General features: G+C 50.5%; 11 protein-coding genes. 3 read left to right on the plus strand and 8 right to left on the minus strand.

Annotated elements, in window-relative coordinates; all coding sequences use genetic code 11:
• Positions 1-168: 168 nt before the first annotated feature.
• Positions 169-1,275 (plus strand): chorismate synthase, encoded by a 1,107-nt coding sequence (gene aroC, locus DW769_RS10010; RefSeq protein ID WP_118640964.1) that lies wholly within the window; start codon positions 169-171, stop codon positions 1,273-1,275.
• Positions 1,276-1,359: 84 nt separating this feature from the next.
• Here the strand turns inward: aroC and DW769_RS10015 are convergent, their stop codons facing one another.
• The 6 genes from DW769_RS10015 to DW769_RS10040 all read right to left on the minus strand — a co-directional run bounded on the left by DW769_RS10015 (position 1,360) and on the right by DW769_RS10040 (position 10,052).
• Entirely contained in the window at positions 1,360-2,418 is a 1,059-nt protein-coding gene (locus DW769_RS10015) for a lactonase family protein (RefSeq protein WP_118640966.1), read from the minus strand.
• A gap of 223 nt (positions 2,419-2,641) precedes the next feature.
• The gene (locus DW769_RS10020) at positions 2,642-3,169 is read right to left on the minus strand and encodes an RNA polymerase sigma factor (RefSeq protein ID WP_055228517.1); all 528 of its coding nucleotides are present in this window, start codon (positions 3,167-3,169) and stop codon (positions 2,642-2,644) included.
• 278 nt (positions 3,170-3,447) lie between these two features.
• The gene (locus DW769_RS10025) at positions 3,448-7,245 is read right to left on the minus strand and encodes a phosphoribosylformylglycinamidine synthase (RefSeq protein ID WP_118640968.1); all 3,798 of its coding nucleotides are present in this window, start codon (positions 7,243-7,245) and stop codon (positions 3,448-3,450) included.
• Between the two features lie 246 nt (positions 7,246-7,491).
• Positions 7,492-8,163, minus strand: coding sequence for a phosphatase PAP2 family protein (locus DW769_RS10030; RefSeq protein WP_118750331.1), 672 nt, complete (start codon positions 8,161-8,163; stop codon positions 7,492-7,494).
• 72 nt (positions 8,164-8,235) lie between these two features.
• On the minus strand, positions 8,236-9,108 hold the full coding sequence (locus tag DW769_RS10035) for a glycerophosphodiester phosphodiesterase family protein (RefSeq protein ID WP_022463211.1): 873 nt from the start codon (positions 9,106-9,108) through the stop codon (positions 8,236-8,238).
• On the minus strand, positions 9,105-10,052 hold the full coding sequence (locus DW769_RS10040) for a diacylglycerol/lipid kinase family protein (protein WP_158568382.1): 948 nt from the start codon (positions 10,050-10,052) through the stop codon (positions 9,105-9,107). Before DW769_RS10040 ends, DW769_RS10035 begins: the two co-directional genes overlap by 4 nt.
• 335 nt (positions 10,053-10,387) lie before the next feature.
• Between DW769_RS10040 and DW769_RS10045 the strand changes: the two genes are divergently transcribed.
• Positions 10,388-11,950 carry a PucR family transcriptional regulator gene (locus DW769_RS10045; protein ID WP_055228513.1) on the plus strand — a complete coding sequence of 521 codons (1,563 nt, stop codon included), beginning with the start codon at positions 10,388-10,390 and terminating at the stop codon, positions 11,948-11,950.
• On the opposite strand, the gene DW769_RS10050 is transcribed toward DW769_RS10045, so the two are convergent.
• A complete protein-coding gene (locus DW769_RS10050) occupies positions 11,886-12,407 on the minus strand; it encodes a phosphatase PAP2 family protein (protein WP_055221420.1) in 522 nt (173 codons plus the stop codon). The two genes, DW769_RS10045 and DW769_RS10050, sit on opposite strands and share 65 nt — an antisense overlap.
• 2 nt (positions 12,408-12,409) lie before the next feature.
• Complete coding sequence (locus tag DW769_RS10055; RefSeq protein ID WP_147398266.1) at positions 12,410-13,066, minus strand: NAD(P)-dependent oxidoreductase; 657 nt, start codon at positions 13,064-13,066, stop codon at positions 12,410-12,412.
• Between the two features lie 190 nt (positions 13,067-13,256).
• Between DW769_RS10055 and DW769_RS10060 the strand changes: the two genes are divergently transcribed.
• Positions 13,257-14,141: an N-acetylmuramoyl-L-alanine amidase gene (locus DW769_RS10060; protein WP_118750332.1), complete on the plus strand. Its 885-nt coding sequence runs from the start codon at positions 13,257-13,259 to the stop codon at positions 14,139-14,141.
• Positions 14,142-14,159 lie beyond the last annotated feature (18 nt).

Genomic DNA, 14,159 nt, shown 5'->3' on the forward strand with positions numbered 1-14,159 from the left:
AAATACATTCTCATTATACGTGCTGCCTTTTCGTTTGTCAAACGGTATAACGGTGAATTTCGTCTCTGAAAAAGAGCTTTACGAATGTTTTACTTTCCGGTATAATTTATTAGAAATCTTTTCCAGTTATTTTATAAATATACGAAAAAATTCAGGAGGACTTTATATATGGCAGGATCATCATTTGGTACTATCTTCAGACTGACCACCTGGGGAGAGTCTCATGGAAAAGGCGTGGGCGTTGTTGTGGACGGAGTGCCGGCCGGCCTTTCGCTTTCCGAGGAGGATATTCAGGTTTACCTCGACCGCAGGAAGCCGGGACAGAACCGCTTTACCACAAAACGGAAAGAATCCGATACCGTTCAGCTTTTATCCGGCACTTTCGAAGGAAAAACGACCGGTACCCCGATTTCCATGGTGGTATGGAATGAGGATCAGCATTCCAAAGATTACAGCGACATTGCTTCCTATTACAGACCGGGCCACGCCGACTATACGTTTGATGCAAAATACGGTTTCCGCGACTACCGCGGCGGCGGACGCTCCTCAGGACGCGAGACGATCGCACGCGTGGCTGCAGGTGCCATTGCCTTAAAAATGCTCTCTGAGCTTGGCATCACCGTTTCCGCCTACACCCGCTCCATCGGTGACGTGGAAATCCAGTCTTTTGATGCCGCTGAAATCGCGAATAACGCCCTGAATATGCCGGATGCAGAGGCTGCCGAAAAGGCTTCCGAGCTTTTAACAAAAGCCATGGCGGAAAAAAATTCCGTCGGCGGTGTGGTCGAATGTGTCGTTCACCATATGCCGGCCGGTGTCGGCGATCCGGTGTTTGAAAAGCTCGATGCCAACCTTGCAAAAGCACTCGTCTCCATCGGCGCCGTAAAAGGCGTGGAAATCGGAGACGGTTTCTCGGTCTGCACAGCTACCGGGCTTACCAATAACGATGCCTTCCATGTAAATGCGGACGGCTCCATTGTCAAGCTGACCAACCACGCCGGCGGTATTTTAGGCGGTATCAGCGACGGAAGCGATATCGTTGTCCGGGCTGGTTTCAAACCGACCCCGTCCGTTGCTGCTTCCCAGCAGACCATCAACAAAGATGGTGAAAACATTGCCATCGAAATCAAAGGCCGCCACGACCCGATCGTCGTTGCACGCGCCGTTGTTGTCGTGGAATGCATGACCGCTCTTGTCCTGGCGGACGCACTGCTCGTCGGCATGAGCGCCAAACTGGACAATGTAAAGAAAGTCTGGGCTCTGGACGAGAAATAAAGGCCGGACTGCTTCTTTCTGGCTTCAGCACAAAAAATGCCTGCGGGATACAGTTCTTCCTGCAGGCATTTTTGCGTTATTTTTTTAGTGAACGCCTTTTTTCGTAATCAGAATACAGTTCGGCGTCTCCACTTTCATCGGGCGGCCTTTCTGAACCAGCACGTTTTTCTCATAATCAATAGTAAATGTTGTGATCGTGTTGGACTCATGGTTTGCCACTGCGATATGTTTTCCGTCCGGGAACATTGCAATATCCTTTGGATATTCGCCGCTGATCGGAAGTGCAAACTTCTTCTCCAGGCAGCCGGTCTCCGGGTCGATATGGAACATTGCTACGGTATTGTCTCCGGCTGTAGAAGTAAACAGGTAGTGGTGATCCGGGGAAAGGCACATGCCGGATGCAGCGTCGTGCGCCTGGTCCACGTTCGCGGATGTGGTGCTGATCGACTGCAGTTTTTCAAATTCCGGTCCGTTTCCCGTATCACGGTAGCTGAATACATCGACTTTGTTCATCAGCTCGTAAATGACATACGCGTATTTTCCGGATTCACTGAAAACGATCTCTCTCGGACCGGATTCACGCTCACAGCGCAGGATATCCACCAGTTTCAGGCGGTCACGCTGTGTGTTCAGCTTGTACATTTTGATCTGGTCAATGCCGTTGTCGACTGCGCAGACATATTTGTTGTCCGGTGTAGGAACGACACAGCTGACATGCGGGCGGAAGTTACGCTCTGCCACACTGCCAAGGCCCTTGTGAAACACGCCGTCCATCAGACTTCCGAGGCGGCCGTCCTTATGGGTATGTACAACGGTTACTTTTCCGTCATGATAGCCTGCCACGAACAGGTATCTTCCGGTTTTGTCCACCGACAGATAGCAGCCGCGCATGCCGTCGATGTCTACTTTGTTGATCGGGGTCAGGTCTCCGTCATCCTCCACTGCAAACACTGCAACGCCTTCATCTGCAATCGAATACAGGTATTTGCCGTTTAAGGAACGGGCAATGTGGGAAGAGTTGTTGACCGGTATGACTTTTCGCTCTGTCAGAGTGCCTTCTTCTACATTTACATCATATAAATGAATACCAATGCTGCTTCCATGGGTATAAGTGCCTACATAGGCTACGTACTCATCCTTCATGTTGTTTTCATCCTTTCTGCCTTCTCGCACATCGTGTGAATTTTCTAAAAATATTTTAACACAATTTCCGCGCCACGACAACGAGGAAAACGGATTTTTGATATGTAAACGGTAACACTTTATTTTTAGACACAGGATATTCTCCTGCAGAGAATTTTTTAGATATTTCTATTGTTTTTAGATTGTAAGAGTTGAGGTTTCCGCTGCATACCATTTTCATTTTCTACGCTCTCGTCAGACTGATTTCCTGACTCATCATTCCCTGCAGTTTCTTGATTGCGCGGCTGTACTGGCACTGCAGCGCCTGCTCGCTTTTCTTGCAGAATCCGCTGAGCTCTTTGTAGCTGAATCCATATGCTCTCCCCCAGAAAATGCGCTGATCCATCGGATTCAGGTTCTGGATGCAGTTCTGCATCACCATTCGTTCCTCAATCTCGGCTGTCGCGCCCGCCTCCCCTTCATTTCTGTTCTCTTTCTGATACTGTGTATAGGAAACTTCATTCTGATAATAATGTTTTCTGCGCTGATTCTTGATCTTGTTTTTTGCCACACAGAACAGCCATTTCGTCATCTCTTCTCCTTCGAGATCGGCAACGGTTTCAAATTTTACCACCAATACCTCCCATACATCGTTCAGCACATCCTTCGCCGTCTCCCGGTCATTGTTCAACTGACCGCAGATATAACGGAACAGCACATGACTGTTTTTCTCGAATATGATCTGAAAAAATCGTTCCTCCTCTTGTCTCATACACTTCTTTCTCCCTCCTGTTATTTCGCTGTCCTTCTCTTCCGGGCCCGTCATATATGTAATGTGTTGAGACTATCGAAATCTTTCGTTTTTTCAGAATATTTCTACTACTTGACCTTATTACTTTTGTTAATAAAGCAAAATATTGCGTTATAACTGCACCGCGGCGCATAATCAAATTTTTTCTTTCGAAACCAGAAATTACTGTTCTGACAAAAAAATTCCCGCAGAAAGGAGCTTTCTTCCTCTCTGCGGGAATCTTCTATTTTGGTTTTATTTTATTTAAAGTAAGCAACACCGGACTCAAAGATCTTCAGATCCTGCTCTCCGTAGATGTTGACTGCTACGCCGTTGTCGCGGCGCTCTGCGTGTGCCATCTTACCAAAGACACGGCCGTCCGGGCTGGTGATACTCTCGATTCCGCAGTAGGAACCGTTGACATTCCAGTACTCGTCGTTGGTCAGGTTTCCGTTGACATCGCAGTAGCGGGTTGCAATCTGGCCGTTTGCCATCAGCTTGTCGATCCACTCTTTCGATGCTACGAAACGTCCCTCTCCGTGGGATGCCGGGTTGGTGTAAACACCGCCAAGCTCGGCGCCTGCCAGCCATGGGGATTTGTTGGTCACAACCTTCGTGTAAACCATCTTGGAAATATGGCGTCCGATGGTGTTGAAGGTCAGAGTCGGGGAATCTTCCGTCTGTCCGAGAATCTCACCGTACGGAACGAGTCCCAATTTGATCAGTGCCTGGAATCCGTTGCAGATACCAAGGGCAAGTCCGTCTCTCTCATTCAGCAGTTTGGTAACAGCTTCTTTGATCTTCGCATTCTGGAATGCGGTTGCAAAGAATTTTGCTGATCCATCCGGCTCATCACCTGCGGAGAATCCGCCAGGGAACATGATGATCTGCGCCTGGTTGATGGCTTTTTCAAAGGCATCGACAGAACCGCGGATGTCTTCTGCGGAAAGGTTGCTGAATACCTGAGTGATAACTTTTGCACCGGCACGCTCGAAAGCTCTGGTGCTGTCATACTCACAGTTCGTTCCCGGGAAGACCGGAATGAATACGGTCGGCTGTGCCAGCTTGTGGGAGCATACGTGGATGCTCTTTGCCTGATAGCAGCTGTCTGCAACAATTCCGTTTTCGTCTGCTGCTGCCACATTCAGGGCATCTACATCCGGAAGCTCTGCACCGGATACGGTCTTGAATACTTTTTCCAGCGGTTTGTTCCATGCGGAAACGGCCTCGCGGATGGTGATTTCGGTGTCTTTATAGGAAAGAACCGGTTTGTCTGTCACTTCACCGATGACGGTGTAGGTGCTTGCCAGCTCTCCGACTTTTTCAGCCGGAACTTCGCAGATCAGATCTGCAATATATGGAGTAAAGAGATCTCTCTCGTCTACATTGTGCTCGATGGTTACGCCGAGAGCATTACCGAATGCCATCTTGGATACGGCTGCTACGATACCCTGACGGTCTACGACATAAGCGGCTTTCACACGGCCGTTCTGCATATCCTCATGCAGTTTTCTGTAGGTTTCCATGACGCCTTCGTACTCTGGAAGCAGATGTGCATCGACTGGAAGGTGGATCCACACGAGTTTGTCTCCTGTGTTTTTCAGCTCCGGAGATACTACATCTTTTAATTTTGCAACGTCAACCGCGAAGGATACGAGTGTCGGCGGTACATCGATATGGTTGAAGGTACCGGACATACTGTCTTTTCCTCCGATAGACGGCAGGCCGTAGCCCATCTGTGCGTCGTATGCACCAAGAAGTGCTGCGAACGGCTGGCTCCAGCGGTGCGGATCCTCAGTCATTCTGCGGAAATATTCCTGGAAGGTGAAGCGGACTTTGCTGTAATCGCCGCCGACTGCCACGATGCGGGACAGGGACTCGGTTACGGCATAGACTGCTCCGTGATACGGGCTCCAGCTCGATACGTATGGATCAAAGCCGTAGCTCATCATGGTAACGGTGTTGGTTTTTCCATCCGGAACCGGCACTTTTGCAACCATGGCCTGAGTTTCAGTCAGCTGATATTTTCCACCGTACGGCATCAGCACGCTGGCTGCTCCGATGGAGGAGTCAAACATCTCGACAAGACCTTTCTGGGAGCATGCGTTGAGGTCTGACAGGGTGGACAGCCATTTTTCTTTCACGTCGGCAATGTCACCGCTTCTTTTTAACGGGGTGTCCTCTGCTTTTGGAATCTCTACGAAGACATCATTCTCCTGGTGTGCTCCGTTGGTATCCAGGAATGCACGGGAAATATTGACAATCTCTTTTCCTCTCCAGGAGAGTACCAGACGCGGGTCCTCGGTTACGACTGCAACTTCGGTTGCCTCCAGGTTCTCTTCTGCGGCATATTTCAGGAACTGCTCACGGTCTTTCGGGTCGATGACAACGGCCATACGCTCCTGGGACTCGGAGATGGCGATCTCGGTTCCGTCGAGGCCGGCATATTTTTTCGGTACTTTGTCCAGATTGATCTTAAGGCCCGGTGCCAGCTCGCCGATGGCAACGGAAACTCCGCCTGCACCGAAGTCGTTGCATTTTTTAATCAGAAGGCTGACTTCCTCGCGGCGGAACAGTCTCTGCAGTTTACGCTCAGTCGGTGCGTTTCCTTTCTGTACCTCTGCACCGCAGGTCTCGATGGATTCTGTCGTATGTACTTTGGAGGAACCGGTTGCACCGCCGCAGCCGTCTCTTCCAGTACGGCCGCCGAGCAGGATGATGATATCGCCCGGATCGGAATTTTCACGGACAACGGCACGGCGCGGTGCTGCTCCAAGGACAGCTCCGATCTCCATACGTTTTGCCACGTAGTCCGGATGGTAAACTTCTTTGACATAGCCGGTTGCAAGACCGATCTGGTTTCCATAGGAGCTGTAGCCGTGTGCTGCTTCTCTTACGAGTTTTTTCTGCGGAAGTTTTCCTTCGAGTGTCTCGCTCTGCGGACGGGTCGGATCTGCGGCTCCGGTCACACGCATTGCCTGATATACATAGGTTCTGCCAGAAAGCGGATCACGGATTGCACCGCCAAGGCAGGTTGCTGCACCACCGAACGGCTCGATCTCGGTCGGGTGGTTGTGGGTCTCGTTTTTGAAGTTGATCAGCCACTCTTCGTCTTTTCCGTCTACATCTACCGGTACGACGATGGAGCATGCGTTGATTTCATCAGACTCTTCCTGATCTGCGAGTTTTCCTTCGGATTTCAGTTTTTTCATTGCCAGAAGGGCAAGGTCCATAAGGCAGATGAATTTGTCGTCACGGCCTTTGTAGAGTACCTCACGGTCGCTTAAGTAGCGGTCGTAGCTTTTTTTCATCGGCTCGTAGTAGTCGCCTTCGCCGAAGGTCACGTTGGTAAGCTCGGTGGAGAAGGTGGTATGGCGGCAGTGATCGGACCAGTAGGTATCGAGTACGCGGATCTCGGTCATGGATGGATTGCGTTTTTCTTCGCCGCGGAAGTAGTTCTGGATATGCAGGAAGTCTTTGAAGGTCATGGCAAGGCCGAGGGAATCGTACAGGGCTTTTAATTCTGCCTCCGGCATGTCGATGAATCCGTCGAAGATTTTGACGTCTGCCGGCTCTTCAAATTTTGTCACGAGGGTTTCCGGTTTTTCAAGTCCTGTCTCTCTGGAGTCTACTGGATTGATGCAGTGTGCTTTGACTGCGTCAAACTGCTCATCAGTCATCTCTCCTTCGATAACATACGTAACGGCGGAGCGGATGATCGGCTGCTCGTCTTCTTTTAAGAACTGCACGCACTGTACGGCAGAATCGGCTCTCTGATCAAACTGTCCCGGAAGGAATTCTACGGAAAATACTCTCGCACCTTCTGCACGCGGGAAATCTTCCTGATAGCAGATATCAACCGGCGGCTCTGCAAAGACTACTTTACATGCTTTCTCATATGTCTCATCACTGATATTTTCTACATCGTACCGGATCAGCTCCCGTACGTTGGTTACGGTCTGGATGTTCAGATAGTGCTTGATTTCATGCTTCAGATCTTTCGCCTTAATCGCAAATTCCGGCTTTTTCTCCACATAAACGCGTCTGACTGTACTCATTTTTATCCTCCATTTGTCTGAATCATAGTCCCCCAAAAACGGGACAATCTTTCGTTACTTACAGAATAGCATATTTATCTTTATAAATGAAATTAATATATCTTATATGTTTTATAAGTTTTGTTTCTTAATAGACGGACGCATTTCATTTTTCCTGCACTACCATCCCACTCATCACCCATTCTCTCCCGTCCTAAACCGTCAGGCCCGCGCACTTTCTGGTGCGCGGGCCGTCCGTTTCCGTTTTTACATTCTATATTTCGCTTTTTTCTCCCGTGTCCGCAATGCATTTCCCGCCTTTGCCGGCCGGTACAGCAGCATACAGGTTCCCGCATTCATAACAAGCGCACAGCACACATCCAATACGGAGTGCTGTTTTAAAAACATGGTCGAAAACACAATCAGCACCGTCAGGCCCAGGCAGACGTTTCGGAATACCGGGCGGTTTTTGAGCTGCTCGCTGTGTTCTACGGCAACAGCTACGGCTACGGAATTATATACGTGAATACTTGGGAATACGTTGGTCGGTGTGTCTGTCAGGTAAAGGCCTCTGACCAGATCCGTGAAAATGTTCTCCCGTGGGAATACCGTCGGGCGCAGGTTCTGGCCGTTCGGGTACAGATAGGAGATCACGAGGAACGCCGTCATTCCGATTCCCAGGTTGATAATCAGCTGATAATATTCTCTGCGGTTCTTGTTGCAGAAGCCGAAATAAAGGACAGACCATGCAATATATCCAAACCACATAAAATAAGGAATCACAAAAAACTCACAGAACGGAATCATATCATCAAACGGAGTATGAATCAGATGATAACCTTTCGTAATGTGAGTTTCCAGATATTGAAAACATTTCAGATAGAAAATACCATAAACCACTACCGGAAGAAAATGCTTATATTTTTTTATTATCTTCATAGTTTCCCTCCACTTTTCTGACGAGGTTTTTCTCTTCAACCTGCTGAAATTATAGCACACCGAAAACCGAAGTCAATAAGCTTTATTATTTTTTAAGAAACAATTCATCGGTTTCTGAAAACCGTCCTTGGGATGGAAATGTTCAAAGATCGCCGCGTCGAATTTTTTCCGTGTCCGGTTATATACATGCTCATCTTTTACCGTCCATGCAAATGCCGGTGTCCGAAACAGCATACGGTCGATCAGGAAGCCCGGGCAGTCGGCATAGCGGTGGTCGTAGGCGATAAAATCCGGTTTCCCGATAAAATTCAGCATCAGATGACGCGCCATTATCCGCAGGATCAGATGCACCTTATCATCCTTTGAAAAACGGCCGGAAAGCTGGCCGCGCAACGTCTGCGGCATGTGGCGGCGGCACCAGCGGAGGGCCAGGCTGTTGAAGGATTCCATGCAGAACATACCGGTGTACCCCTCCATCTCCTTCTGAAATCCCGCACAGACCGCCGTGGAAAGTCCCGGCATCTTGATTTCGATTAAAAGCGGCACGCGGCCGTCTACCGTCTGCAGTACCTCACGAAGCAGCGGAATCTTTTCCGTGCTGTCGCCCAGATGGAACTGCTGGAGTTCCTCATACGTATAATCGCTGATTTTTCCCTCGTTTCCACACATCCGCTTCATCGTGTCGTCGTGGAACACCACAATCCGGCCATCCTTTGTGATCTGAATATCCAGCTCGATGGCATATCCCTGCTCTGCCGCGCGGGCAAAAGCCGGAAGAGAATTCTCCGGAACTCCCTCCGCCGCGTTCCACAGACCGCGGTGCGCATAATTCCATTCCGCAAATTTCAGACATTCCTGCCGTCTCGATGTAGCCGGCAGAATGGAAAAGAAATAACCTGCTGCCAGGACGGCAAGCACTGCAAAAAATATGATCCAGAACATCATCTTTCCATCCCTTCTTTCACCCAGCCGCCCAAAAGGCGGAGACGCTCCGTTTCCAGTCCGATCCTTTCCTCCGTGCGGTGTCCGCCCGATTCTCCGTCCAGGTGGACCGGTTCCGCGCGGTCTGTCTGAAAGGAAAGGCTGCTGCACCGCTCCATATGTACCTCAGGAAATCCCGTGTGGCGTCCAAACAGCGCCATCGGCAGAAGATAGCTGACTTTCCATTTGGCAAGATTGGAAACCACCATCACGTCGAGCAGATCATCCGTCCCGTCCGCCTCCGGGCAGAAGCAGAAGCCGCCGCCTTCGTACGGAAAATTCATTGCCACTGCAAAAAGAACATTTTCAAACGAACGGTGTTCTCCGTTTTCCAGAGCTGCATCCAGCGTGAACGGTTCGAGATAAAAGAGCTGCCGCAGTGCAATCATCACATACGTAAGTTTTCCCAGATGCAGCCGGTTCAGCGTATTCTTGATTTTTGATGCCAGCGCCTCGTGGCAGATGCCTGCATCAAAACCGATGCCGGTGCTGACGAGAAATCTCCGCTTTTGGCTGCCAAGAAGCGCCGTTCCAATGTTGATCTCCTTTTCCTCCCCTTTCAGCACAGCTTCCAGCGCCTGCAGCGGATCGGAGGGAATTCCGGCACCGCGCGCAAAATCGTTGCCGCTTCCCGTTGGAATATAACCGAACTTTACATCCGACAGGCTGGTGATTCCATCGACCGCCTCATTCGCCGTACCGTCTCCGCCGATCACCAGAAGGACATCATCGGGATTCCATACCCCTTTCGCGGTCAGCCGTGCTGCCGTCTCCCGTGCGCTTCCGTGATACTTTGTCGGATATACACGAAATTCCGTCCTGCGCCGCTCAAGCTCGCCCTCAATCACCGGCCACAGCTTCTCGCCGCGCCCCGACCGCGATTTTTTATTTACTATAATATGATACATCAAAGTCATACCTTCCTTTTTCTTCTGTAAAAAACCACTTCAAATCACCTGAATCATGTTCTTACGCAGCGAAACAACAAGTGTTTCACTGCTGAGTGAACAGTAACCAAATCAGCCATATTGTAGCAGTTTTCCCCGCAAACCACAACTATCTTCACAAAATCTTAACTTGTTGCCGCCGTAAAAATTCCCGCACCCCTGTCTTTTCTTTCTTGACAGACCTTTTTGTTCTGCTAAAATAAAAAGTACCGCGGTTTCGTCCGCAGAACGTCACTCATTTCTGAGGAGGTTTTTATGAATTTTTACGATATGACACGCGCAGGGAGGATGATAAGATGAAGCTCTCCCCCGCATTTCTCGCTTATAAACTAAGCAGCGCTTTTTCGGTTCTTGCACCGGAAAACCTGCCGCTCTCCGGCACACTGGAGCTGCCTGTTCTTTATCAGACAGGCTCCGCAGCCACTGCGCACCGTGTCTTTCTCTGCACAGAAGAACAGATCGGCTCTCTTTCCTCCCTCCCGGAAGAAAGCAGCTCCCTTTTTCTTCTCTGTACCGAAGAACTGCCGGAGGAACTTCCGGCTCCGGTTTCGATCGCCGTTAAGAGCAGCGTATCCGCTGTTTTTTCGTTCCTGCAGGAGCTTTTCTGGACGTACGATTCCTGGCAGAAGGAGCTGATGCAGGCACGGCTCGACGGAAAATCGATCCAGCATCTTTTAAATCTCTCCCTGCCTGTTTTTGCCCACCCGCTGATGGTGGTCGGCATGGATTTTTCCATCATCGCCGCAGCGTCCGAAGAACCTTCCTTTTTTCCCGAGAAGGTGTTTGGCTCCCTCGATGCAACGCGCCCGCTTCTGCTCTCCTTGACAGAAAGCAGCGAATACGCGTCCGTCCGCGATCTCGATGGATGGTTCCGCTTTCCGGATCACGTAACGGGACTTGGTTCCCTCTGCGTCAACATCACGCAGCATGGTCAGAGCGCCTACCGCCTGCTGCTCCTCGACACGAAAAAGGATCTTTCTGATTCCGAAGGCTTTCTTCTTGAATTTCTTGCAGAAATGATCCATCACGCCTTCCTGCACAATGTGATGCAGAAAACCTCGCCGGCGCAGTCGCTTCACACCGTGCTGCTCCGTACCCTCGACGACCGGATGGCCGACTATATTGCGGTCAGCCAGGCTCTCGATGCGCTCGGCTGGCATTCCCGCCACACCTACTGCTGCCTCTATCTGCAGCTCTCCGATATGGATCAGAAAAACCTGACGGCAAACTCGGTCTGCGCCTATCTGGAAAATATTCTGACCGGCTGCTCCGCGTTTCCACACGGCGGCGGTATCGTTGCGTTCTTTAACCTCACGCTGTCCGATTTTTCCATGACCGATCTGATGGAACGCATGGTGCACTTTGTGGAGGACAGCTCCTTAAATGCCGGCTTTTCGCGCTGCATGAACGGCCACATGAATCTGCGCCGCCAGTATATCCAGGCAAAAATCGCCCTGCAGTTCGGCACGCGAAAATACCCGGACAAGCGGATGCATCCGTTCAACGATATCTCGTTTGACTACATCCTCGATCAGGCAACAAAAAAGCTCCCAGGCTACATGCTGTGCCATGAGAGACTTCTCTTTCTGCAGGAGCACGACGACAGCTCCGGCAGTGACTATATGCGGACGCTCCGCTGCTATCTGGACAACCACTGCAATGTCGTCCAGACGGCGCGTGAGCTTTTTATCCACCGCAGTACCCTGCTCTACCGCCTGGAAAAGATCAAGGAAATTTTAGAATCTGATCTTTCCAGCCCGGATGAAATTCTGTATCTGATGCTTTCGTTCCGTTTTATCGACCTCGAGAATGAAGAAGAAAACCGTTCTGGATCTTCGCAGCCAGAAAAGCACAGATAAAACCAACCGCAATTCCCGCTAGGACATCGGTCGGGAAATGCACAAACAGATACAGTCTGGAAAATGCAATCAGGCAGGCCAGAATCAGTGCGGCAGCTCCTTCTTTTTTGTGCATCACAAAAATAGAGACTGCCGCCGCAAACGAGGCTGCCGAATGGCCCGATGGGAAGGAATAGTCCTTCGGAGCGGCAACCAGCAGCTTTACCTGCTCGTCAATCCAGCACGGACGCGGGCGCGCTGCCAGCGGCTTTAACACCAGATTACATAAAATCAAATCTAAAATCAGCGCGATCGCCATTCTTACACCGCATTTCCGGTATTTCGGAAGGATTAAGAAAACGGCGGTCAGCGCAATCCAGATCCATCCCGCATTTCCAAGTGAAGTGATTCCCACCATCACCCGATCGAGCACTGCATTGTGAAGATGCTGCAGTGCATATAAAATTGAAAAATCCATTCTTACCCCTCTCTGTAAAAAATGGGCATTTTTCTGCTGTACATCTGCTGATCGGCGGCCGCCTCGTACAGAAATTCCGCTAGGGCCTCTCTCGAGTATCCAGGCCGGAACTGGCTGCCGTCCAGCGAAATACTGCAGTTCTGCCCTACCTTTTTCACTTTCCCGTCTCTTCCCGGACACGTCCGCACCAGTGTCCAGTTCAGATCGCTCCGTGCCAGAACCTGTCCCATCTTCTGCATATCTTTATAGACACCTGGCCAGAAAATCTGCATGAATTTCGTACTCATTCTCTGGTATTTGTCCTCGCAGTCTCCAAACGCATGAATGCAGACATGGCCTACCGTCACAAACCGCGTTTTTCCAAGCTGCTTCATGGCCGAGAGAATCATCGCGTTTCCGTCAGCCAGCGGTGTCTCTTCTTCTTTTACATGTTTCACACGCATCGGAGTCAGCACGCTGATGACTGCATCCGCTTCCAGCAGTGCCTCCAGTACGCGTTCCCGGTTCTGAAGGCTTCCCTCAATCACGGTCAGATTTTTTCTCGGCCAGATCGCTTTTGCATCCGGCACGTAGGCGGTCACCTGTGCGCCGTGAAGAAGCGCCGTGTTGGTCACATACTGCCCAAGCAGTCCCCCCAGACTGAATATTGTAATTTTCATGAAATCCTCACTCTCATCTGTGTGTCTTTTGTATCCTCCGCAGATTTTTTGACACACTTTCCTAATGTTATCTCCTATTCTAACACACCGCCCGTATACGATACAATGAAATAAAACTAAAAAAAGTATAACCTTTTTCGTCCTTTCTTCATATCGTAAGTAGAACCGTATTTTCAGGAGCTTTGATCTTATGCCCTATACTATCGTAATCGATGCCGGACACGGGGGAAGTGATCCGGGCGCTGTCTATGAGGGACGCAGGGAAAAGGATGACAATCTTTCCCTCGCCATCGCGGTCGGCGAGCTTCTTTCCCGGCAGGGTGTCTCTGTCATTTATACCCGCACAACCGATGTTTATCAGACGCCGTTTGAAAAGGCGCAGATGGCCAATCAGGCGGATGCCGACTTTTTTATTTCTTTTCACCGGAATTCTTCGGAGGAACCGAACCAGTATACCGGCGTGGAAACGCTTGTCTATGACAACTCCGGCATCAAACAGACAATGGCAGAAAACATTAACGGCGCGCTCTCGGAGCTGGGATTCCGGAATCTCGGTGTCAAGGCACGGCCAGGGCTTGTTGTTCTGCGGCGGACGAAAATGCCGGCTCTTCTGATTGAAACCGGCTTTCTGAACAATGAGCAGGACAATACGCTCTACGATGAAAAGCAGGAAGAAATCGCCCGCGCCATCGCGGATGCAGTGCTTGGAACGCTGGATCTCGAGACGGTCACGGAGGCTGACCGGCGCGCTGCGGAAACGGAAGCCGCCCGTCCGTCCGTTTCAACAACAGATACCGTCACTGCTTCCGCTTCGCCCCGTCCCACGTCGCCGGAACAGGAAAATCCTTCCGACACACCAGAAACCTTCTACCGTGTCCAGACCGGCCTTTTCCGCATCCGCCAGAATGCCGACCGTATGCTTTACGACCTTCTCGACCAGGGCTATCCCGCTTTTCTTCTCGCCGAGGACGGCTTTTTCAAGGTCCAGGTCGGCGCTTACCGCCAGCTCGGAAATGCCATTCTGATGGAACGCCGCCTGCGCCGCGACGGCTATTCCACCCTGATTACCACCTGAGCGTCTGACGCATCAGTC

Source organism: Blautia sp. AM29-29, assembly GCF_003480555.1.
Taxonomy (GTDB): domain Bacteria; phylum Bacillota; class Clostridia; order Lachnospirales; family Lachnospiraceae; genus Fusicatenibacter; species Fusicatenibacter saccharivorans.